This is a genomic window from Moorena sp. SIO1G6, from assembly GCF_010672795.1.
Lineage (GTDB): Bacteria > Cyanobacteriota > Cyanobacteriia > Cyanobacteriales > Coleofasciculaceae > Moorena > Moorena producens.
Map to the genome: position 1 here is coordinate 1 of NZ_JAAHFZ010000072.1, position 22,082 is coordinate 22,082.

Below are 22,082 nucleotides of genomic sequence, written 5' to 3' on the forward strand. Positions count from 1 at the left end.
TTATGTACACATTATTTTTGCCCTCTTCCTACACCTCACTTACTGGGAGGGGTTTCGGGTTGATTCCTACTCCCTACTCCCTCCTCCCTGCTCCCTGCTCCCTGCTCCCTGCTCCCTGCTCCCTGCTCCCTGCTCCCTGCTCCCTGCTCCCTGCTCCCTGCTCCCTGCTCCCTGCTCCCTGCTCCCTGCTCCCTAAAAACCAGAAATTTGTACCTCACAAGTCGTAGAATTGCTATTATTAAGATAATTGCAGCAATCGTTGTCAAAACCAAACGAAAGGCCAATTCAAAATAAGGCCAATTCAAAATTCAAAATTCAAAATTCAAAATTCAAAATTCAAAATTAGAAATTAGGGCTCTCCTAGACTGATTATACTAAATTAGTAGTTTAAATTAGCTTAACCCCCTCAGCATAGCAACCTTAGGAGAGCCGAAATTATAAATTCAAAAGCATTTTGAATTTTGAACTCATAATTTTGAATTGGCCTTATTTTGAATTTTGAATTGATTGGGTTGGGGGTGGCGAAAAAGACCGTGGAACGCATGGTGGATAAGGTGGCTCGGCTTTACGAGCAAGGTGCGGATGAGCAACGCATTGAGACTTACCTTAACCATTGGTGGCGGTGGGTTAGAAGTGGGGTGGATGGGGTGAGTCTGTTTGGTTTTGGGTTGGTGGTTTACATGGCTTTTACCCAACCAACCACAGAGACGATCGCATTCGGTAGGGTAGGGTGGGCAAATGATGAAGGTTTGGCAATTTCCTCAGGTTTCCTGACCATTTGCCCACCCTACAAGAGCGATCGCACTCTCCTTTTTGGTTTTTGGAATTGTATTTTTTTTTTCTTAGTATTTTCTTCAAGGTGTATTATGTGTACAGTATATTACGACGAACCGGAGAGATCCGAGGTGATTCGACCTTTCCCATGTTAAAGGCCGCATAAGTTTCTCCCTGTGGATCCGTAAAGATTTGCCATTGCGTTTTCTCTTTTTTCAATAGTCCTCTTCCTTTACTGCCCCAGCCTAAATCGGTTAATGACTCATTTTGTCCAATGGTCTGTTTATCCGTCACAGTGGTTGATTCTATGGGTTGATTTAAGAGCGGTTGCCATTGGTTATACACCTGGTCATTTTTCCATTCTAAGGTGCACTCTAATGTTGCTGTTGGGTCTTGTACAAAATCAAGCTCTGTAGTTTTATTTAAGGCCCATACCCTGTACCGTAACCGATAATGCTCTCCATATTCATTTGGTCTTTTATAATAGTCTAAAAGCGCTGATTTGACTTGCCTTTCCACCAGATCTTTATGTCGAGCATTCGCCTGGGCTGTAATCGGAAAAAGATTCTCATCTTTTCCCTTCCCACCCAGGTGGGCATTCAGGAGATGGCCTTTTATATATAATGGGTCGTATTCGTAATAATCATTCAGTGCATCGTAGATGTCGTTCTCTTCCCCTCTCCTTGGTTCTGAGCCCTTCGCGGGGTCTGTAGGGTCTAGCTCGGCCTCCATATATAAACCCACTTTAGCTTTTTTTTCTCTATCATCTTTGTCTTTGTATTTTAGGTCTTGAGCATAGTATTTGACATCTGTTTTCCTTTGAATCCTTCTACCTATTTTTCCCTTCTGCTCTACTTCGTTCGTTATTAATGGATGTATTGAGATCTGGCTGCCAATGGACTCTCCTTGTTTCTGTGTTTCGAGTACGTTTTTTTTGAACATATTAATTTCTACTGATGATAAGTACTGGGTTAATTGCACTGCACCACTACTTTGCTGCAGCACATGGGTCAACTCATGGGCGATCAACTCCTGCCCCCCCCGACTTCCCGGCTCATACTCCCCCTGCCTAAAAAACACATCCTGCCCCGTCGTAAACGCCTTCGCCTGTATCGACTGATTCAACTGATCCGACTGAGCATCCGTATGCACCCGCACCCCACTAAAATCCGCCCCCATCGCCTGCTCCAGCGGAATTCTTATCCTTTCTTCCAGTGGTTTTCCCCTTCCTCTTGCTTCCTTAATGGAACCTTCTAAATTTATCGGTGCCTTAATCCCTCCTGTTAACGCTTTCCTCGCAATTTCGTGTTGTGGCCTACCCTTCTCTTCCTCTTCTACAATCCGTGGAGAATTAATCTGCTGTACTACCTGACGCGCTACTATATCTGCCTCTTGCTCGTATTTATCACCCGGCTGTCCTATAGTTAGCTTTGCTTGCAGCCCCATTTCCATCCATCCGGTGTCGGGCACGTATTGTCCCGTTTCAAGGGCATGCATCACCTTTGCACTTCTACTTCCCCATTCCCCCACCGCCTCTTCCGCGTTCCACTCCCTTTCCTCTGCTTCCAAAATTTCTCTATAACCATTCCGTCTGGAGTCTTTCTTTTTTTGAGCTATTGTCAACGAAGTAGAGTGAGAATATTTCGGTTTATAGGTATGAGTAGTGCGCATAGCTATTTCCTTTTACCTTGTACCCTTGAATAAAACCATATCAGTCGATCCATCCGTCTTCCAGGAGCGCGACATGGCACCCCTTTCTCAAACCAACTGGTATCACAGTAATTTTAGTACTCTGTTACAAGAAATCGCCCGAGTTCGTAACTATTTAGAAAAATACATAGAAGGTAAAGAAAATCAACAAACCGTTACTGAATTTGTTGACAATACTTCTGCCCTGGCTCAACTTTGTGACAAATTCCATCTAACCCCAATTGAAAGGGATATCCTGCTAATGTGCGCGGGAATGGAAATAGAACCTATGTTTCCGTCTTTGTGTGCCAAAGCCCAAAAAAATTCTCCAAACAAAAACTTTCCTACTCTCAGTTTAGCTTTTGACGCCCTTCCCGGACCCAATTGGCGTGTCCTTTCTCCCCAACGCCCTTTACTTTACTGGCAACTCCTCCAGATAGAACCCGGATTGATCCTTACCAAGTCCCCCCTCCAAATTGACCAGCGTATCCTCTGCTTTCTATTAGGAGAATATGCCACAGACGAGGAATTAGCAGGCAAGATCAAACCGATACTGCCTCAGACTAACCCTCTTTTTTTGCCTCCCTCTCGGTCCATAGTAGTGGAGCAATTGATAAGCATTTGGTCTGGGGGCGAGGGGACAAATAGCTATCCCGTTGTGCAATTATCTGGCTCGGATCGAAGCACAAAATACCAAATTGCCTCCGCCACTTGTCAGGGTTTGGGGTTAAAGTTACAAACTCTCGACCCTGCCGCTCTGACCACCAACCCCCAGTTCGTCTACCAACTCGCGAAGCGTTGGCAAAGGGAAGCCCTTCTGAGCAATAGTGTCCTGTTGATTGACTGGGATAGTTATAATTTTACCGAGCCAGGGCGGGAGTTGGCTCTGAGCCAATTTATTAATATAAACAATACTCCTTTAATCCTCAGCAGCAATGACAGAAAAATTGACTGTCAGCGGACTCTTGTTAACTTTGACATCCCTCCATTGAGCCACCAGGAACAATATGACCTGTGGGAATACCATCTCGGGTCAGCTGCAGCAGAACTTAACGGTCAAATTAAGCGCATCGCCGTACAGTTTAACCTCAATCATGCTACTATTCAATCCGCCTGTGATCAATTCAAAATTAAAAATTCAAAATTAAAAATTCAAGAGTCCCCACACTCTACTCAATTATGGGATTTCTGCCGCCACCAAGCCCGTAATCAATTAGAACACTTAGCGCAACCGATAAATGCTACGGCTACCTGGGAGGATTTGGTATTACCTACCCCACAACGGCTGCAACTTGGCGATATTGCCACTCATCTGTTACACCGGTTTAAAGTCTATCAGGAATGGGGTTTCGCCCACAAAGGGGATCGGGGTTTGGGCATCAGCGCCCTATTTTACGGTGCTAGCGGTACTGGTAAAACCATGGCAGCAGAGGTATTAGCCAACGAATTTCGCCTCTCACTTTATCGCATCGACCTAAGTAGAGTAGTCAGTAAATATATTGGTGAGACGGAAAAGAATCTGCGGCGGATCTTTGATTGCGCAGAAACAGGTTTTGCTATTCTTCTGTTTGACGAAGCCGATGCCCTGTTTGGTAAGCGTACCCAAGTTAAAGACAGTCACGACCGCAACGCTAACATCGAAGTCAGCTATTTGCTGCAACGAATGGAAGCCTATCAAGGGTTAGCTATTTTGACCACCAATTTCCAAAGCGCACTCGATAGTGCCTTTCAGCGCCGGATTCGCTTTGTGGTCGAGTTTCCTTTTCCCGTACCCGAAATCCGTACCCAAATTTGGCAGCGGATTTTTCCGACCCAGACACCTACCCAAAACTTAAATTACCAGAAACTCGGTCAACTCAATGTAGCCGGTGGAAATATCCGCAATATTGCCCTTAATGCCGCTTTTTTTGCCGCCGCCGCCGATGAAGCCGTGAACATGGAACTAATCTACGAAGCGACAAAACGGGAATATCAAAAGTTGAAGAAAATGTTGACAAACGAAGAGATTGAAGGCTGGTTTTAGTTGTGGGGAGTTAATGGGAATCGGGAATCGGGAATCGGGAATCGGGAATCGGGAATCGGGAATCGGGAGGCGTAGGGTGGGCAAATTCATAGCCAATCACCATGTAATCTGGAATTCTGTCATTTGCCCACCCTACAATAACTTAAAAACTTCATAATTCATCAAAACCCATAACTTTCGTTTCCCCTATCTTAGATTCATTTAATGCTTTACGGGCTAATTCATCTAGGAAAGAGGTTTGAGATTGTGATAATGTTTTTTGCCATTTAAGTTCATTCTCAATATCTTCGATTAACTGATGAGCAAGTTCGTCTTGTATCTCTTCTGGTAAATTTTGTGCTTTCTGAAAAGCCTCTGTTAATAGATAAGTCATTAATTTCAGTATTTATCTGGAAAAACGTCGATAAATAAATGTTAGCAAAAGTCAAGGGAAATCATGCCTTACAGCGGCAATAGGGGCGGGGGCGCGGGGAGCTCGAAAAGATCAGTAGGCGTAGGGTGGGCAAATGCTGACCCTCTGACAACAATATCTGGAATCGGGTCCATTTGCCCACCCTACAAGCTGTGGGGCTGTGGGGTTTGGTGGGCAAATGCTGATCCTCTGACAACAATATCTCGAATCGGGTCGATTTGCCCACCCTACAAGCTACTTTATTTTTAATTTTTAATTTTTAAATTTTAATTACTAAAACCGTGGAGTAGGGTGGGCAAATACCAAGCCAATCACCATTTAATCGGGAATTCTGTCATTTGCCCACCCTACAATAACTAAATAATGAAATAGATAATTTGGAATAGTCGCAAAGCCTTGACCGACTTAGCTAATAGCCGGAAAACTACCACCAGCGATGCAGCGCGGTCTTGGGGGTTTCCCCCATGAGCGACTGCATCAAGAAATAAAGTGAATATCACTGAAGGTTTCGATCCACAAACGAGCACCACAATCAAGGGGATTATCCGGCTGATAAACAATCTTACAAGGACCAAGGATTTCCACCTCATTACCGTAGAGATTAGTGCCCTTTCGTTTAACTGAAATCACTGGCTTCCGGTCTTTGGGGCTTTTCTTGATATTCGAGCCAATGTGATTGCGATTGACATTAATCTTCGCTAAAGCGGTTGTACGACTAGTGCGCCATTTCCCCTTCGGTCCACGATTACCTTTAGTAATTTGTGGCAAATGGTTGAACAGAGGAATAATCCAGAATTTCCCGCTTTTATAGGCACCCCGCACCCGACCCTTCTCTAGGAGTTGGCGCAATCTTCGAGAAGAAATTCCTAATAGAGATGCTGCTTCAGTAGTTCCAACGCACTTGTTCATCTGTTCTCTCCCTGTTAACTATTCCGATAATACTAGTTTAAGGTATAAAAGGAAAATTGACAACTTGAGGGAATTTAGAATTTAGAATTTAGAATTCAGAATTGGGAATCGGGAATTAACGGAAGAGTTTAGGATACGGTTGGTGGATGCGTTCGCGCAGCGGCTCGTACCGAGCATCGCGTAGCGTGGCCTACGGCCAATCGCGCAGCGGCTCTTTGGATCGCGTAGCGGCTCTTATCGCGCAGCGGCTCTTTGCATCGCATATAGCTGTGGTCGAGAAATGGGTTCGTCCCGGCTCCAAGGTCCCATCCCACTACTTAATCTCACTACGGATAGCAATTCTGATCACAAGTGAGGTACACAGGATTTTTTTCCACTCCCGATTCCCGACTCCCGACTCCCGACTCCCGATTCCCGATTCCCGATTCCCTGTTCCCTATTCCCGATTCCCGATTCCCTATTCCCAACATTTGTTACAAAACTTTTCAAAATATGTTATAATATATAATTTTTTGTGTTATAATAAAAATACCGTGGACGCGAAAACGTTCCACGGTAAGAGCCAGCCGACAGTTTCTCTCGGCTACAGGCTGGCTCTGGAGCCCCAGTTAAGGAGATACCTAATATTTTATGTCGTACTCTCAACGCCTATATCCATGGGCGCTCATTCGTCTATTGCCGAATATGCAGCGGATGGTTGTTCGTCGTTTCCGCAACCGATCGGATGCTGAGGGTCACTTGCAGGCTCTTAAACGGCTGATGCCTGATGAAAAATTTATTATTATCTTCGATTTAGGAGACCCTATGGACGGCGAGTTTATAGACGGCGAGTCTATAGACGAAGAATCTTAAGAAACAGGAAGTTTGGGAAGTCTGAAAAGGGTGCATGTCAATTTTGTTAACCCCTGATTCAGATCCCCCTAAATCCCCCTTAATAAGGGGGACTTTTCCATCTAATTCCCCCCTTTTTTAAGGGGGGTTAGGGGGGATCTATCTACCTAATTACAAAGTTGACATGCTCCCTCTGAAAAGCCCAGCTCTTCAGTAATCAAATTTTATTTGAACCCCAGAAATAGCTCTGCAAACTGGGGTGCGTGTAACTCAATAATTAATCTTGATTCGATCAATTGTATTGTATGGCAAAACGTGCAGATATTGGTAGCAAACGCTGTCTTGATGCAATAGCGAGTGGGGGAAACCCCCAAGACCGCGCTGCATCGCCTAATCAGTCTCGCTCCTAATGCTTGGGTGCAATGGGTAACCGGTAATCCCCAAGTGCGAGCATCTCAGTTACTGGATGCTGAGTTTCAATGGATTAGTCGCGAAAGCGATGTAATTGTAAAAGCGTCTAGCCCGGAACACTCCGAATTTCTGATTCTCAATGAATTACAACTACGCTATGACCAGAACATGCCTAAGCGAATGCGCAATTATGTCGCTTTAGCTGAGGAAAAATACAACCTATCCGCAAATCCAGTATTAATTAATATCTTGCCGCCCCCAGGCACAGTCACCATTGAAAATTGCTACGACAAGGAATTCATGGGATTAAAGGCGCGTCAAGATTATCGGGTAATTAATCTGTGGGAAGTAGAGGCTGAATTAGTATTAGAACAACCATTACCTCCCCTATTCCCATTTGTCCCAATCTTATTTGGAGGTGGTAGCGAATCAAAATTGCGCTCAGCGGTGCAGGCGTTACGAGCGGATCAAACCTTAAATCAACTAGAACCGCTCTTAGAGGTTGTCTGAGAAGTCTCATTTGCTACATCCAAGCCCCCGTTGGTCCCCCGAGCGAGCAATCCCTCGCTCGGGGGACTTTTAGAAGCAAATTGACTCTTGTTCCCCCCAAAGTTGGGGGGCTAGGGGGGCAAAATTCAGTATCAAAAAACTTGGGAGATCTCCTCTTAGCTTTCTTTGCTAGCTTTGTGTTAGAGATACCCTTAATTCAACAAATCATGAGGTGGGATATGACAGTATTACGAGAATCACTTAGGTGCGCTTTCCGCATTAAGAATTAAATTCGCCACGGGTCGCACCTCTGGTATCAAGAGATTTTACAAGAGGGTCTTGCTCAAGGCATCCAACAAGGGATTGAACAAGAACGTCGAGGCAGTTTAGAGCGCATCCTTAAACTGCGATTTTCCGAGATTCCTGTCGAGATATCCGTCAGAATTCAAGCCTTAACTCTTGAACAATTAGAAGAGTTGATGGCCACAGCATTAACGGTTAACTCCCTAGATGAGAAAGCGTGAACATTTGCCCAATTAATTAAATAAGGCCACACCCCACCTCGACCGTGGGGTGGGTTTTCCTCTTGATTTTACAACTCCGATCAGTGACAGAACAGAGATATTCGCGCATCACCTCAAGTAGCACCATCTGTAGCGCATTAGCTGATAGCTGATAGCTGTTCGCACCTCAAGCAGCGTGGCCTTTGGCCAAGCGTGCGCGTAGCGCATTAGCTGATAGCTGATAGCTGATAGCTGATAGCTTACCTAAATTATAAATTTTTCCGTGATACTTATATCTCCCAATTTTAATCTGACACTGAATCGTTCCTCTGGTTGGCAACTGAAATCAATTTGGATCTTGTCGTTAGTTTTTCCAGCTTGAGCTTTCATACAAGAATTTCCCGATTCATCGAGTAAATTTACCTGCAAATCTGGTGGTAAATACATTGAATCACCCGCAGGATATAGCCGCATAAAAATATCAATATCTTCAGTATCAGGAGGTTGGAAATTCACTTGCAGCAGCAGGACTACCCCTTGACCAGCTAAGTCCATTAGCTTGGCTCGCATTGTTGATCTGTCATTACCTCTTAAAGCCTGTATGCTCGGTTCTTGCTTGGAGCGCCGCTTGATACCTAACTCCGATCCTCTGAAGGCAGTAACCGTTTTGAAACTAGACCTGTACCTATACTCAGGTAAAAGTGATGGTGGTGGTTGCCAATCTGCCTGAAATATTTCTTCAAACCATTGGGTTACCCTCACCGATTTCTTAATCCAATCAATCTTGTCAATTAGTGTATCGAGAGATTCAAGCTTTTCTAGGGGTAAAGGGTCTAGGGATTTAGCGATCGCATGATACGGAGCAAATCCCAATAACTCTACCTGGTCTAATTGCTCACTGAACTGCACTGCCACATAACCAATCCGGTCTTCGGTCACTTCTAGTGGCACGTTCAAGGCTGACTGACCTGGTAGCACTGGACGACATTCCAATTTACCAATGTTGGGCAAAACCAAATCAGCTACATCCAACAATACTCTTAAACCCGGATTCCAACAATCACTTTGAGCAAGATTAGTTGGAATCTTGAGCCATTTAAGATAGTTTTTAACAGCATAAACTGCTAAAGTATTGAGATAGACGTGTTTTCCCTTCCTAGGGGTGGCTTGTTCAGCAGCAAACTGTGCTGCATAACTATGAGCGTATGGGCTAATAGAAACCTTAATGTTAGTTGATTCTGTAATAGTCATGGTTGATATCCAAACGTTTTACCAATATCTTGCAGCTTCGGCAGGCATTTTTTCTTCCAGTGAGAGTAGAGAGTTTGTTGGTTAGCGTTAAATTCTCTAGCAATGTCAGCAATTCTCTGGGGTGGTTCTTGTACTAGCAACCGCATTGCTAATAACTGACAATTACATTTGGGATATTTGCGGGGATGACAACCGATTAGTTTCCCATCTGGATCGTTTTTAATTTCTTCGAGAATCCCTTGACTTAGACGCTGGCGTTCAGCTGTCTGGATTGCTTCAATGTAATCATCCAGTCTACTCAAGGAAGGTCTAGGGTCTGGCAACCGGTCTTCTAGAGTCCTTGAATCCTCGTCACTGTTACCGATCGGTTGATTAGTGCTAATCCTTGGATATTTACTATCTGAGATATATAAATCTCGGATGCGCCAGCGTAAATATCCGTTGATCCAGGTAACTAAGCTTTTTTCAACGGAGGTTGAACTTGGCTCAAACTGGTACAGATTGCGGATGACCCATTCCCAGGTTCGATTTAACGCCTCTAGATAGTCTACGTGGGAAGATTTGTAAATGCCAGGTAGATTTTGAATAACGCTCAGGAGACGATTCAAGGCTTTCTGCCGCTCAGGACTTCGGTCTGGGTAGCGGGATACTGCTTCAATTAGGTTTCTTAGGATTTGATCCACAGGAGTCTTTTTCCCCAGCTGCCCTGCCTTTGGCTGCCATAGTTGAGCAACACCAATGGAGCGGTCGCAAACCAGGATACGAGAGTCTACATGGGTGAATTTTAACTGACTTTTAACTAACCAATTAAACTCCCAGTAGCTGGTATGACTGCTGATAGGCTGGATGCACCCTGATACATTAACCACCATTGTTAATCCTCTCGATTGCTTACCCGTAGTTGTTCTACCAAGCCTAGATAACTCAGAGGCTGGCTTTGGGTCATTGACCAGTGGGGAAGTTGGTAATGGTGGTTCACTATCATGACTAGTACTGTTTTGAACTCTCTATGTACTTATCAGCCCTAGCTGAGCATTTTATGAATCCGATTTTTGGAACCCGAGCCGGTTGACTGAAAAAACTCTCCTGTGTGTTACTGCTATGTAAACAGCCCAAGAAGCCTTCTTGACTCAGCCTTCTCAAGATTAGGCTGAGTTTGTGATAATATTGTGAGGTCTCTACAGTCAAGTCTCTACCGTCTTGTTTCTACTGAGATTTAGGAAGCTAGCTTCACAGAGTATAATTTTTTGTTTTTACCTGAATTCCCCATAAGCAACTCTCCTATGATTGAGTATTTGTATTCTAGGAAATAGTTTAGTAAAAAAATAACACTTTTTTGCTAGATGATATATACCTTGTGGCCAACTTAATTTTTAAGTCTTTAAAATTCTTGATTGCTGACCTTGAAAAATCTTTTAATTTAGTCCTGTCTTCCCGATTCCTTATTTCCTACTCCCTACTCCGAAGCTCCGAAACTCGGAATCTCCCCTGCTTTGGAAGCTCCCCTGCTTTGGAAGCTCCCTTGCTCCCCGTGCTCTAGTCACCAGGGATTTGATATAACCCCCTTGGGTGGAAGAGCTGAGTTCACCCTGATGGGAAAGAATAGCGCTAGATAAAAACCATGATTTTATCAGCAATTTTGCCCTTGCCATTAACAAATTTTCTGTATAAGGTGCTATACTTTAATATATGAAAACTGTTTTGGTGGTAGAAGATAGCGTAACAGAAAGACAGTACCTAACTCGCTGTTTGCAACAAGCGGGTTTGGGGGTTACTGGCGTGGCTAGTGTAGAGGAGGCTCGGGAAAAATTATCTCACCATACACCAGATTTAGTGGTTTTAGATGTAATTTTGCCTGGTCAAAGTGGTTTTGAGTTTTGTCGAGCCCTGAAAGTTAATCCTCACACTAGCCAGATTCCTGTGGTGATTTGCTCCACCAAAGGTACTGAGGTGGACAAAATTTGGGGAAAGATGCTGGGGGCTGATGCCTACTTAGCTAAACCAGTGACTCCAGAAGAACTGCTGTGTACCCTAGAGGAGCTGATTCAATAGTTAGGGTTTGTTGACTGTTAACCGTTGACCGTTAAGTGTTAACCTAGGACAATTCTGGATTCCCCCCACCTCCAGACTCTTCCTTCACTTACGGACTCTTCTCTTTTTAAACTGGATCGGTCTTGCAAGGCGAGGTTGTATGATACTTGCGCACCGTTGCCACTACTTTTTGATTGTCGATTGGTTTGCTAAGGAAATCAGTGGCCCCAACGATTCTGGCTCTTACCCGGTCTACAATACCATCTTTAGCAGTCAGAATAATCACTGGTGTATTGGCAAACATTGACACCCGGCGGATCTGGGCGCACATTTCGTAGCCATTAACAATCGGCATCACCAAATCCAAGAATATTAAATCTGGCTTATGCTTGAGTAGCAAAGGTAGAGCTTGGATAGAGTCTTGGATTCCTAAAAATCGATAACCTGCTGATTGAATCACTTCCTTCATAATTTTACAGGTTTGGGGGTGATCATCAATACAGACTATTAATGCCTGATCAGACTTCTTCTGGGATTTTGGGGTTTGGGATTTTGGGGTTTGGGATTTTGGGGTTTGGGATTTTGGGGTTTGGGATTTTTGGCTACTAATGCCTGCCTTGGCGGGGATATCTACAAATTTGGGAGCGCTCAAGTCAGGCACTTCTACTAGTTCAATCAGTTGTTTCTTAATATAAGGATAAAGCGATCGCATCAGCAGTAACAGATCTCGTTTGAGCAGGGCTGCTATATCTCGCAGGGTGCGCTTACCGTTGATTAGGCTTACCAGATTTTTGTAGGTCGCCACTGAGGTTTGCTCTTGCAAAGCCGACTTTTCCAACAGCACTGGTGCTAAGTCAGGAGAAACATCCTCCCAACCCATTTCTGACCACTGCTGCCAGACCTGTTGAACTTGGTTAATAATTGGTTCTACCTCTAACATCCACGTTTGTGGCAAAATCCCCTGCATAGAGGGACGTACTCCCAACTGGGCATTGAGCAAGAAATTGTCAGGCTTGTTGACCCTAGTTTCAATCGCGTTTGAGGACACAGAACCATTACTGGGTTGAATAAGGGTTTGGTCCGGAGAAACTAAGGTTAGGCTCTGGAGGATATCAAACAATATTTCTGCCACAATGCCTTGAATTACAACCACCGTCTGTTGAGGGTTGATCATTCGCTTCCGTGCTAACAGCACCATCAACTGGTAGTCCCAACAGGACCCTGGCTCTATCTTTTTCAGGGCAATCCGATTAGGATTAACCTCAGGACAATGGTAGATTATCTGCCGACGCCAACGCCTAGTGGGATGAACACTCCCAGATGCCCATACCAAACGCCCATAGCTCAAGTAGAGGCTCCATTGCTGAGCAGTTGACACCTTCAGATCCAGTCGGCCAGTAAATTTTTCCTGACCGTAGCGTACTAGCTTAGCACTGAAGCTATTAGAAGTAGATTCAGCCCTGGTTTTCATTGGCCCATAAATTCACGCAATTCTAAAAACGTGAGGAGTTACTCTAACCAAAAATAAAACTTCTTACAAATCAACCGATTAAATACCTTGGAATTATATGTATCATAAATGCCTGATCATTTCGATAGTAACTTGGTGTGATGAGCAAAGAGCAGATTTCCAAGACAAGCAAAATTTTACAATTAGCTAAACAAGGAAACCCAAAAGTCATCGCTGCCATGCTGAATCATAAACTTCAGCACGAAGGTATTATAGCTAAAGTTAAACTATACGATAGCTGTTTATTGGTTTTACTGGAAGCAGACCCCGCTCCTAAGCCAGGAGCCGTGGTAAGATTTATCTACCACACAATCAGCAAGCTAAAACCAAACTCAATTGATACCGTCAAAATTTTGGGGCGTAGCCTAACCGAGAAACAACCAGCATGGCGCAAACAAATTAAACTAGAAAGCATTCCGGTGGTGCTCGACTTATCTACTTGGCTAGAGTCAGGCTCAACGGTGAGAACTAATCAAGTTCATTATCCTGTCTCCTGGCAGAAAAATGAACATAATTTCCAGGGGAATCAAGCTCAATTACCTCTGGCTACCTCCGTTAAGGTCAGTGTTGATGCCCAACTTCCCCCCCAGGAGAAATTTTTGCGCTTCCAGGTAGGGTCTGGCAATGGGGCTTTGTTACAGGTAAACTACATCCAAGCAATTCTGAATGTGTCGGTTGCTGAAATTTTGCCAATTCCCCATACTGCCGATAGTGTGATTGGGATTTACAACTGGCGTAGTGAAATGCTGTGGTTGTTAGATCTAAACTATCTGCTAGGATTTCCTGCTGTTTGGCAACCCAAGGACATGCCGAGGACAAAAATCATGGTGATTGTACTTCAAGTCAACAGCAAACTGCTGGGACTGGTGGTTTCACAAGTCGAAGAAATAGAAAAGCACCATTGGCAAAACTTACAACCCCCTGATCGATTATTGCCCCTCAGATTTGGGCACTTTGTCAAAGCCTATCTTCCTGAAGCCAGTAGTATTGTCTTAGATGCCCAACGAATTGTCAAAGCAGCACTTGATATAAAGTATGAAGTATAAGGAAAATTTACCACTCTAGGCAGATGTCAGAAGCACAATGGGATGACAATGATTCAGAACTGCTATTAGAAAATCACAATCTCCTCAAGGAGAATACTCCGCAATTTTTTAACTCTGCTCGCCCCAACCTAGAGGGATTTAACGCTAGCCTAGACAGGCTAAAAACTGATCTAGAGCAACGCCGCAGGGTAGATAAGTTAGACCTGAAAAAAAATTTGGAGCAATTTGAATCCTTTGGTCAGGAGGTTGAGCAGTTTACCGCAGGGGTGAATCTGGAAATTCAGCAATTGAAGCTTAGCTACGAAGAGGCACTCCAACAACAGTTCCAAGCCCAGCATGAAAAATTGTTAGAGCTGAGCAGATTAATGAGTGAAGCTGGGGACTGGGAAACCTTACTAAACAATACAGTCAATGGGGTTCAACATCTAAGCCTTGCCGAGCGGGTGTTAATTTATCGCTTCAATTCTGCTCGCACCGGAATAGTTTTGGCAGAAGCCGTAGAACGGGGGTGGACTCCTGCGGTCGGGGAAACCCTAGATGCTACTGCTTTTGGGGCTGACTTGTCCACAGAGTATTTGCAGCAGTCAAGGGTAATTATCGATCACGTCAGCAATGATTCGGTCACTCCCTACCAACTCCAGCTGCTGGATAAATTTCAAGTTCAATCGAGTCTCAGCTTATGCTTGCCCGTATCGGGGAAAGCTTGGGGTTTGTTGGTCCTGCAGCAATGCCTGGTACAGACAAACCAAGACAGGTCGGTTCCATCCTGGACTCCACAACAGATTAATTCCTTTCAAACTATTGCCACAGAACTATCCCTTCACCTAACTACCCACGAGTTACGCACTCAGTTGCAACAGCAGCAGGCGCGGGAGGCAACTGTGGCGAAAGTCATTAACAAAATCCGCCGTTCTCTGGATATCAAGACTATTTTCCAGACCACTACTCAAGAAGTGCGACAGCTGCTCAACACTGACCGAGCCGTTATCTATCGCTTTAATCCCGATTGGAGTGGTGAATTTGTAGCAGAGTCTGTGGCTGGAGGCTGGATTTCTTTGCTTCAGAGCCAGACTCATAGTCCAACCCTAAGGGCTGATATCAGCGCATGCAGCATCCAACAATTGGCTACTCAACCAATTAATCAGGTCGATACTTATCTTCAAGAAACCCAGGGGGGTTCCTATAGTAGGGGGGAAACCTACCGGGTGGTGGAGGATATCTACAATCAGGAGTTCACCCCTTGTTATCTTCAAGTGCTAGAAAGTTATCAGGTCAGAGCTTATGTGATTGTAGCTATTTACCAGAATGAAAAACTCTGGGGATTATTGGCTACCTATCAAAACTCTGATCTCAGGCAATGGCAGGAGTCAGAGGTTAGCTGGATGCTAGAGATTGCAGCTGAGTTAGAAGTAGCATTGCAACACTCTGAGCTACTGGAGGCACAACGGTTAAAGTCTGAGGAATTACATCAAGCAGCAGAACGGGAAAGAGTATTGACTAAGGTCACGGATAAAATTCAACAATCCCAAGACCTACGCACTATTTTTAATGTTACCACCAACGAAGTTCGTAAACTCTTAGGGGTTGACCGTGTTACGATATATCGCTTCAATTCTGATTGGAGTGGCTCCTTTGTTGCTGAGTCGGTGGCTAGTGGCTGGAGCTCTCTAATCCAGGAACAGACTAATAATCCCCTCATCAACAAAAATATTAGTGAATGTATCGTGAAAACGGTGGCTGGAAATACCCCTGAGCAGTTTAGCCAGCAAGCCCCAACCATCCGAGATACCTATCTGCAAACCATCCAAGGCAATCTCTCTAGCCAAGACAAACCCTTCTGGGTGGTTAGTGATATCTACGAAGGGGATTTTTCAAGTTGTTATATCGAGCAGCTAGAGCGATATCAGGCCAGAGCCTATACTATTGTGCCAATTTTCCAAGGGGATAAGCTGTGGGGTTTACTGGCTGCTTATCAAAATTCTGAGCCTAGGGATTGGCAAGGGGAAGAGATTAATTGGATGGTTCAGATTGCGGCTCAGATCAGTATACCCTTGCAGCGAGCTGAGTATTTGGAACAATTGCGGACGCAATCCCAAAAACTAGCAGAATTAGCATCACAGGAAAAGGAGGCTAGGGAATTATTCCAACAGCGTGCTATTGATTTGCTTACAGCTGTCCGACCTGCTCTAGACGGTGACTTGACCGTTAGAGCTCCGATTACCAATGATGAACTTGGGACTATTGCAGATGCTTACAACAACACCATCCAGAGTTTACGGGAAATTGTGATCCAGGTACTCTCAGCTTCTGTCAAAGTCGCTGAAACTGCTACACAGAGTGAAGCAGCAATTACTAAAGTTTCCCAAGAAGCCCAGCATCAGTGTCAGGAGTTGACCCAAGGGATTGATCAAATCCAGAGCATGGTTAACTCTACCCAAGCCGTAACCGCTAGCGCCCAATCCATCGACCGAGCTGTGCAAGAGGCAAACCAAAAAGTAGCATCGGGGGAGACAGCTATGAACCGCACAGTGGAGGGAATTCTAGGAATTCGGGACAGTGTGGAGGAAGCCAGCCACCAAATTAGACAGTTAAGTCAATACTCCCAAAATGTTGACCGGGTATTGAATTTGATTAGTGATTTTGCCACCCAAACCCAGCTACTCTCCCTCAATGCTGCTCTCGAAGCCACCAGGGCTGGGGAGTATGGTAAAGGATTTGCGGTAGTAGCTGATGAGGTGCGCTCCTTAGCTCGACAGTCGGCCAAGGCAACTACGGAAATTTCTAATTTAGTTGCTGAAATCCGCACTCAGACCCGAGAGGTGATTAAAGTGACCGAAGTGGCGATCGCTCAGGTTAATACTGGCACGGAATTGGTAGAAGAAAGCAAGGGCAATCTAAATGCGATCGCATCAGCTACTGGTGAGATTAGCCAGTTAGTTGCAGGCATTACCCAGGCAACCCTAGCCCAACTGGAACAATCACAATCGGTCACCCAAACCATGAAAGAAGTTGCCACCATATCCACCAATACTTCTGAAGACTCTACCGAGCTTTGGGAGTCCTTCAAGGAATCCCTCACCACCATCAAAAATCTACAGGCAGCTGTTGAGCGGTTTACCGTGAACTAGTTATAGTGCTACGGGTGGGGAGTGTCGGGAGTGTGAGGAGTGTGGGGCGGCGGCGCGGGGAGTGTTAAAAGCCTGATCAGCTACTGGCGTGGTTTTCGCCACCAGCAACTATAAGGTAAATTCAAGTTTTTTACCCCGACTCCCGACTCCCGATTCCCGACTCCCGACTCCCGATCCCCTACTCCCTAAAAAAATGTCAACTATTGATCCAGAAACCTATCAATACTTTCTAGGCGAAGCCCAGGACTTGCTGCAAGTTATTGAACAAAATTTGCTGGCTTTGACACCGAACAAGCCAAAAAACCAACTTTATGACTTAATGCGAGCCACTCATACCCTGAAAGGCGCAGCTGCTAATGTCCGGCAAGACACCATAAAGAGTGTAGCACATTATCTCGAAGATGTCTTCCGGGCAATGTTAGCCCCTGAGGCAACCATTGATACAGAGCTAGAAACACTACTGTTTGAAGGATATCAGTGCCTCAGGATGGCACTGACCGCTGAAATGACCGGGGAGTTGAGCAAGAATACTGAGATTATCAACCGAGCTGCAGGGGTGTTTGCTAAACTGCAAGCTAAATTAGGAGATTGTTTTGACTATCAAGCCTCTCTACCCACATCAGCAGAACTTGGCTTTGATATTGTCCAATCTATCTTTGAAGTGGGAGTCAAACAACGAATCGATCACCTAGCTTCCTTGTTGAAGGTTGGAAGGTTACAGGTTGAAGGTTCTCAAGGGTTACAGGTTAGCAGGTTGAATGTTGAAAGTTCTCAAGGGTTACAGGTTGACAGGTTGAAGGTTGAAAGTTTTCCAGACAACCTTGAACCTACCCTTCGGGAACGCCAAAGGCGAACAACCAACACTAACCTTCAACCTTCAACCGAAACTAACCTTCAACCTGCTAACCTTGAACCTACCCTTCGGGAACGCCAAAGGCGAACAACCAACACTAACCTTCAACCTTCAACCCCCGATTATGACAAGGCTAAGTTGATAGAGATTGCTGAGACCTTGCGAGAACAAGGTGAAATATTTGTAGGCTTAGGGGAATCCTTGAACTTACCAGGGTTTAAAGCAATTGCCGAACACACCCTCAAAGCCCTTGACGCTCATCCTGAACAGGTGATGGAAATTGCCAAGATTGCTTTAAGGAATTTCCAGGAAGCTCATACCGTTGTCTTAGCAGGCGATCGCACTCGTGGAGGAAACCCCAGCCTCCCCCTTCAAGAATTAGCTGGGTCACAAGAAGAGTTACAGGTTGTTCGCGAAGCGTGGCCAAAAGGCCAAGGTGGGAAGGTTGAAGGTTCACAATCGTTGAAGGTTGAAGGTTCACAATCGTTGAAGGTTGAAGGTTCACAATCGTTGAATGTTGAAGGTTGGAACGTTGAAGGTTTTCCAGACAAACTTCAACCTTCAACCAACACTAACCTTCAACCTTCAACCAACACTAATCTTCAACCTTCAACCAACACTAACCTTCAACCTTCAACCAACACTAACCTTCAACCTTCAACCAACACTAACCTTCAACCTGCTAACCTTCAACCTGCTAACCTTAAATCGGCAACAGCCCTTGATGAATTACTTGAGGAAACCTTTGGTAATATTCCTCTCGCGCAACAGCAAACTAATCAAGTGTTTCCTGAAGAGGAATCTCTTGAGGGAGATAGTATACTTCCAGATAGTATATTTCCAGATACTATATTTCTGGATGAATCTTCAGAAACCGTAGCAACAGACAATCTTAACCAAGCTCAGACTGACTCTAAGCAAGAGTCGGAGTTAGCGGTTAACTCTGAATCAGGAAAAGAAGTAAACCAAATATCAATGTCTCCTCCCGATCGGGAGTCTGGAGAGGCTGGTGTGCCTTCATTAGCAGAGGGCTCGATCAAGACATCAGCCACAGTGCGCGTTGATTTAGACAGTCTTAAACACCTATCTCACCTAGTTGGGGAACTACTGATTAACCAAAACCAGTTAGGATGGCAGGATGAAAACTGTCAAGGGGTAGTTGAAAAACTCTCCAATTGGCTCAAGCAACACCGCCACACCCTGACTCAACTGCGCACTCAGCTCAAGAAGCATTCCTCTAATCAGCAAATTTCTAGGCTGTGGGATTCGGCATGGGAAGAAACCCTGCAACTGACTCAAGCTACAGAAGACCTGAGCTTGTTAGCTACTACCGCTGCTGCTAGTGTGGAACGAGAACAGCGTCTATCAACTCAGCTGAGGGATACTCTTCAATCGGTTCGGACTATACCTCTGGAACATCTGCTTAAGTCCTTTCCTTCCATGGTGCAGCAGTTGTCTAATGTCCATCACAAGTCAGCGGAATTGACCCTCAGTGTGACTAATGTCCTAATTGATAAAACCATTGCTAATCATCTCTATGATGCTTTACTGCATCTAGTCCGCAATGGTTTCGACCATGGTATTGAATCCTCTGAAGTTCGCCAACAAAGGGGTAAACCTGCTATCGGTAAGATTGAAATTCGTGCTTTCTATCAAGGAAATCGCACCATCATTGAAGTCACAGATGATGGTCAGGGACTGGACTTGGAAAAGATTTATAATCGTGCCGTGGAAACCAACCTGCTCAGTGTTGAGCACTTGGAAGCCCTGGGCGAATCACCGGAGCCAAATCAGCTATTAGACTTACTTTGTCAGCCAGGATTTTCCACTGTTTCTCAAATTAACGAACTTTCTGGACGAGGTATTGGCCTAGATGTGGTGCGCTCCCAACTGCAACGGATTAACGGTAGGGTTAAGATTCGCTTCCAGCCTGGTCAAGGCACAACCTTTTGCTTGCAGATCCAAGAGGCTCTCAGGAATGCCAGGGTGCTAGTGGTTCAGGCTAGTCAGGGAGTGTATGGGTTTGTGGGTAATGACATTGAACATATAGTGTTGCCAGCATCTGAGCAAATCCAGATGGTAAGTGATCAAAAAATCCTGAATTGGCATCACAGGGGGAATGAGTATAGCACCCCCGTTTACCAACTCTCATCTTTACTGGAATACTCATCCCAACAGGTATCGACACTACCAGCTTGGAATCCCTTGCTCACTAAACCCCAAGAGATTAATCCCATCCTATTGATGGCTACTGGTGAAGGATGGGTGGGACTGGAAGTGGAACAAGTACTCGAAGAGCAAGAACTGGTGATCAAGCAGCTGTCTAATGCGATCGCATATCCTTCCTATGTTTATGGTTGCAGTATTTTGGCCGATGGTCGTTTAACTCTGGTAATTGACGGTACAGGGTTACTTAACTATGTACAGCAGCTCCCTCAATCTCAGCCATCATTGTTTCAAGTTGGCAGTTCTCAATCGTTGAAAGTTAGCAGGTTGAAGGTTGAAGGTTCTCAAGAGTTGAAGGTTAGCAGGTTGAAGGTTGAAGGTTCTCAAGAGTTGAAAGTTAGCAGGTTGAAGGTTGTTCGCGAAGCGTGGCCTTTTGGCCAAGGTTTTCCAGACAAGCTTCAAGCTGATCATAGACAACCTGATAACCTTCAACCTGATAACCTTCAACCTGCTAACCTTCAACCAGCTAACCTTCAACCAGCTAACCTTCAACCAGCTAACCTTCAACCTGCCAACCTTCAACCAGCTAACCTTCAACCTGCTAACCTTCAACCTGCCAACCTTCAACCAGCTAACCTTCAACCAGCTAACCTTCAACCAGCTAACCTTTCTAAAACCTTTTTAGTGGTAGATGATTCCATTACTGAGCGACAAAATTTAAGCCTAATTCTGGAACGAAATGGTAACCAGGTGCTGCAAGCTAAAGATGGTTTAGAGGCGATAGAACTATTGCGCAAAAGTGATGGTGTTGATCTGATCATCTGTGATTTAGAAATGCCACGGTTAAATGGTCTTGAGTTTTTGAGTCTTAGTCATCAAGAGCCAGCTTTAGCTGATATTCCTATTATTATGCTCACCTCCCGTAGTCAGGAAAAATACAAACAACTTGCTACGGAACTTGGGGCTATGGCTTATGTAACTAAACCTTATTTAGACGAAGAGATTTTAGCAACAATTAATAAAGCCGTCAGCGGTCAGCGGTCAGCGGTCAGTTGTCAGACTAATGCTTAAAATAAACCTCAGCATTCAGTGGTCAGTGGTCAGTGGTCAGCGGTCAGCAGTCAGTAGTCAGCCTAATGCTTAAAATAAACTTCATTTGGGATAATTTAATAGTAAGCATTCAGCGGTCAGCGGTCAGCGGTCAGCCGTCAGCAGACTTAACTCAGATTAAACGAATGCTTACCTGTTTTATTCAAAAGCACCTCAAGTAGCATGGCACAGGCTTCTAGCCTGTGACGTAACCCATAAGCTGAAACCTGATAACTGATAGCTGATAGCTGATAGCTGATAGCTGATAACTGATAACTGATAGCTGATAACTGATAGCTGATAACTTATAACTGATAGCTGATAACTGATAGCTGATAGCTGATAGCTGATAGCTGAAAGCTGATAACTGATGGCTGATAGCTGATAGCTTACGGAGTAGAGATATGAAAAAAGCCCGAGTTATTGTCTTTAAAATCGCTAAGTATTGGTTAGCATTACCAATGAAAGTGGTATTGAAAGTTAGGGATTTTTCCAGCAACATTAAGGAAAGTAGCCGGGATAACAGACTAATCCATCTAGACAATCGAACCTTTACCCTGCTCCCTTTAAAACCAATACTCGTCAAACCTACCAAAGCTAAGCTACCGATAAGTCAAGGTTTAGGGGAAACCGCTGCTGTCACAAAATCCCCTATTGATTTATCAAATGTTGGCGAATTTTTGATCATCGTTAAAACTCCCGGGGGAGACGCCTGCGCCATACCGGTTGATCGGCTACCCACTATGATCGATTTGCCCTTATCAACGATTCGGAAATTGCCAAACTCTTACAGTCAAAGCTATCTCCTTGGTATGGCTAATTATGTCGCGGTATGGCAATCGGAAGCAGAAAAATTAACGATTTTTTTGCTAGATTTAGAACGAGCATTGAGTGTTGCTATAGGTTATAGTTCAGGGAGTAGGGAGTCGGGAGTAGGGAGTAGGGAGTCGTTGTCAAAGTAGAACTG

The 22,082-nt window shown here is 44.7% G+C and carries 19 protein-coding genes and 1 pseudogene; 13 read left to right on the top strand and 7 right to left on the bottom strand.

Annotated features, from left to right (window positions below; translation table 11 throughout):
- Together F6K63_RS32610 and F6K63_RS32615 are read left to right on the top strand one after the other, a co-directional pair.
- Window positions 1-196 (top strand): hypothetical protein (locus F6K63_RS32610; RefSeq protein WP_287314431.1); only part of this gene is annotated, 196 nt, incomplete at its 5' end.
- Between the two features lie 322 nt (window positions 197-518).
- A complete protein-coding gene (locus F6K63_RS32615; protein ID WP_287314432.1) occupies window positions 519-929 on the top strand; it encodes a hypothetical protein in 411 nt (136 codons plus the stop codon).
- Here the strand turns inward: F6K63_RS32615 and F6K63_RS32620 are convergent.
- The gene (locus F6K63_RS32620) at window positions 865-2,445 is read right to left on the bottom strand and encodes an eCIS core domain-containing protein (protein WP_287314433.1); all 1,581 of its coding nucleotides are present in this window, start codon (window positions 2,443-2,445) and stop codon (window positions 865-867) included. The two genes, F6K63_RS32615 and F6K63_RS32620, sit on opposite strands and share 65 nt — an antisense overlap.
- Before the next feature lie 73 nt (window positions 2,446-2,518).
- On the opposite strand from F6K63_RS32620, the gene F6K63_RS32625 reads away from it, so the two are divergent.
- The gene (locus F6K63_RS32625) at window positions 2,519-4,486 is read left to right on the top strand and encodes an ATP-binding protein (RefSeq protein ID WP_287314434.1); all 1,968 of its coding nucleotides are present in this window, start codon (window positions 2,519-2,521) and stop codon (window positions 4,484-4,486) included.
- 151 nt (window positions 4,487-4,637) lie between these two features.
- Here F6K63_RS32625 and F6K63_RS32630 read toward each other — a convergent pair whose 3' ends face one another.
- The 3 genes from F6K63_RS32630 to F6K63_RS32640 form a co-directional block, all read right to left on the bottom strand.
- Complete coding sequence (locus tag F6K63_RS32630; protein ID WP_287314436.1) at window positions 4,638-4,859, bottom strand: hypothetical protein; 222 nt, start codon at window positions 4,857-4,859, stop codon at window positions 4,638-4,640.
- Window positions 4,860-5,375: 516 nt separating this feature from the next.
- Complete coding sequence (locus F6K63_RS32635) at window positions 5,376-5,807, bottom strand: MerR family transcriptional regulator (protein WP_071104416.1); 432 nt, start codon at window positions 5,805-5,807, stop codon at window positions 5,376-5,378.
- Window positions 5,808-5,935: 128 nt separating this feature from the next.
- The gene (locus tag F6K63_RS32640) at window positions 5,936-6,070 is read right to left on the bottom strand and encodes a hypothetical protein (protein WP_287266756.1); all 135 of its coding nucleotides are present in this window, start codon (window positions 6,068-6,070) and stop codon (window positions 5,936-5,938) included.
- Between the two features lie 88 nt (window positions 6,071-6,158).
- On the opposite strand from F6K63_RS32640, the gene F6K63_RS32645 reads away from it, so the two are divergent.
- The 4 genes and pseudogenes from F6K63_RS32645 to F6K63_RS38110 form a co-directional block, all read left to right on the top strand.
- A complete protein-coding gene (locus F6K63_RS32645; RefSeq protein WP_287298223.1) occupies window positions 6,159-6,308 on the top strand; it encodes a hypothetical protein in 150 nt (49 codons plus the stop codon).
- Between the two features lie 129 nt (window positions 6,309-6,437).
- Window positions 6,438-6,659, top strand: a complete 222-nt coding sequence (locus F6K63_RS32650; RefSeq protein ID WP_287248664.1) for a hypothetical protein — start codon at window positions 6,438-6,440, stop codon at window positions 6,657-6,659.
- Between the two features lie 336 nt (window positions 6,660-6,995).
- Window positions 6,996-7,559, top strand: coding sequence for an RpnC/YadD family protein (locus F6K63_RS32655; RefSeq protein WP_287314438.1), 564 nt, complete (start codon window positions 6,996-6,998; stop codon window positions 7,557-7,559).
- 152 nt (window positions 7,560-7,711) lie between these two features.
- Window positions 7,712-8,062 (top strand): annotated as a pseudogene (locus F6K63_RS38110) (DUF4351 domain-containing protein); the annotation flags it as partial.
- Window positions 8,063-8,305: 243 nt separating this feature from the next.
- On the opposite strand, the gene F6K63_RS32665 reads toward F6K63_RS38110, so the two are convergent.
- Together F6K63_RS32665 and F6K63_RS32670 are read right to left on the bottom strand one after the other, a co-directional pair.
- Window positions 8,306-9,292, bottom strand: coding sequence for a DUF1822 family protein (locus F6K63_RS32665; RefSeq protein WP_008187601.1), 987 nt, complete (start codon window positions 9,290-9,292; stop codon window positions 8,306-8,308).
- Window positions 9,289-10,164: a hypothetical protein gene (locus F6K63_RS32670; protein WP_008187603.1), complete on the bottom strand. Its 876-nt coding sequence runs from the start codon at window positions 10,162-10,164 to the stop codon at window positions 9,289-9,291. The genes F6K63_RS32665 and F6K63_RS32670 overlap by 4 nt, the downstream gene beginning before the upstream one ends.
- An 817-nt stretch (window positions 10,165-10,981) precedes the next feature.
- Here F6K63_RS32670 and F6K63_RS32675 point away from each other — a divergent pair.
- A complete protein-coding gene (locus tag F6K63_RS32675; RefSeq protein WP_008187608.1) occupies window positions 10,982-11,344 on the top strand; it encodes a response regulator transcription factor in 363 nt (120 codons plus the stop codon).
- Window positions 11,345-11,450: 106 nt separating this feature from the next.
- On the opposite strand, the gene F6K63_RS32680 is transcribed toward F6K63_RS32675, so the two are convergent.
- Window positions 11,451-12,794 (bottom strand): response regulator, encoded by a 1,344-nt coding sequence (locus F6K63_RS32680; RefSeq protein ID WP_287314439.1) that lies wholly within the window; start codon window positions 12,792-12,794, stop codon window positions 11,451-11,453.
- Window positions 12,795-12,934: 140 nt separating this feature from the next.
- On the opposite strand from F6K63_RS32680, the gene F6K63_RS32685 reads away from it, so the two are divergent.
- From F6K63_RS32685 to F6K63_RS32705, 5 genes are all read left to right on the top strand, one after another.
- Window positions 12,935-13,879 carry a chemotaxis protein CheW gene (locus tag F6K63_RS32685; RefSeq protein ID WP_287314440.1) on the top strand — a complete coding sequence of 315 codons (945 nt, stop codon included), beginning with the start codon at window positions 12,935-12,937 and terminating at the stop codon, window positions 13,877-13,879.
- Window positions 13,880-13,902: 23 nt separating this feature from the next.
- Complete coding sequence (locus F6K63_RS32690; protein ID WP_287314441.1) at window positions 13,903-17,007, top strand: GAF domain-containing protein; 3,105 nt, start codon at window positions 13,903-13,905, stop codon at window positions 17,005-17,007.
- Between the two features lie 88 nt (window positions 17,008-17,095).
- The gene (locus tag F6K63_RS32695) at window positions 17,096-21,097 is read left to right on the top strand and encodes a response regulator (RefSeq protein WP_287314442.1); all 4,002 of its coding nucleotides are present in this window, start codon (window positions 17,096-17,098) and stop codon (window positions 21,095-21,097) included.
- A 65-nt stretch (window positions 21,098-21,162) separates the two neighbouring features.
- Entirely contained in the window at window positions 21,163-21,297 is a 135-nt protein-coding gene (locus tag F6K63_RS32700; protein WP_267875626.1) for a hypothetical protein, read from the top strand.
- A gap of 222 nt (window positions 21,298-21,519) precedes the next feature.
- On the top strand, window positions 21,520-22,077 hold the full coding sequence (locus F6K63_RS32705) for a chemotaxis protein CheW (RefSeq protein WP_287314443.1): 558 nt from the start codon (window positions 21,520-21,522) through the stop codon (window positions 22,075-22,077).
- The last annotated feature ends 5 nt before the right edge of the window (window positions 22,078-22,082 follow it).

Bases quoted from the DNA above. Each gene is read 5' to 3' on its own strand.
- F6K63_RS32620 (WP_287314433.1), bottom strand. From the start codon at position 2,445: ATGCGCACTACTCATACCTATAAACCGAAATATTCTCACTCTACTTCG.
- F6K63_RS32625 (WP_287314434.1), top strand. From the start codon at position 2,519: ATGGCACCCCTTTCTCAAACCAACTGGTATCACAGTAATTTTAGTACT.
- F6K63_RS32630 (WP_287314436.1), bottom strand. From the start codon at position 4,859: ATGACTTATCTATTAACAGAGGCTTTTCAGAAAGCACAAAATTTACCA.
- F6K63_RS32635 (WP_071104416.1), bottom strand. From the start codon at position 5,807: ATGAACAAGTGCGTTGGAACTACTGAAGCAGCATCTCTATTAGGAATT.
- F6K63_RS32640 (WP_287266756.1), bottom strand. From the start codon at position 6,070: ATGCGATGCAAAGAGCCGCTGCGCGATAAGAGCCGCTACGCGATCCAA.
- F6K63_RS32650 (WP_287248664.1), top strand. From the start codon at position 6,438: ATGTCGTACTCTCAACGCCTATATCCATGGGCGCTCATTCGTCTATTG.
- F6K63_RS32665 (WP_008187601.1), bottom strand. From the start codon at position 9,292: ATGACTATTACAGAATCAACTAACATTAAGGTTTCTATTAGCCCATAC.
- F6K63_RS32670 (WP_008187603.1), bottom strand. From the start codon at position 10,164: ATGGTGGTTAATGTATCAGGGTGCATCCAGCCTATCAGCAGTCATACC.
- F6K63_RS32675 (WP_008187608.1), top strand. From the start codon at position 10,982: ATGAAAACTGTTTTGGTGGTAGAAGATAGCGTAACAGAAAGACAGTAC.
- F6K63_RS32680 (WP_287314439.1), bottom strand. From the start codon at position 12,794: ATGAAAACCAGGGCTGAATCTACTTCTAATAGCTTCAGTGCTAAGCTA.
- F6K63_RS32685 (WP_287314440.1), top strand. From the start codon at position 12,935: ATGAGCAAAGAGCAGATTTCCAAGACAAGCAAAATTTTACAATTAGCT.
- F6K63_RS32690 (WP_287314441.1), top strand. From the start codon at position 13,903: ATGTCAGAAGCACAATGGGATGACAATGATTCAGAACTGCTATTAGAA.
- F6K63_RS32700 (WP_267875626.1), top strand. From the start codon at position 21,163: ATGCTTAAAATAAACTTCATTTGGGATAATTTAATAGTAAGCATTCAG.
- F6K63_RS32705 (WP_287314443.1), top strand. From the start codon at position 21,520: ATGAAAAAAGCCCGAGTTATTGTCTTTAAAATCGCTAAGTATTGGTTA.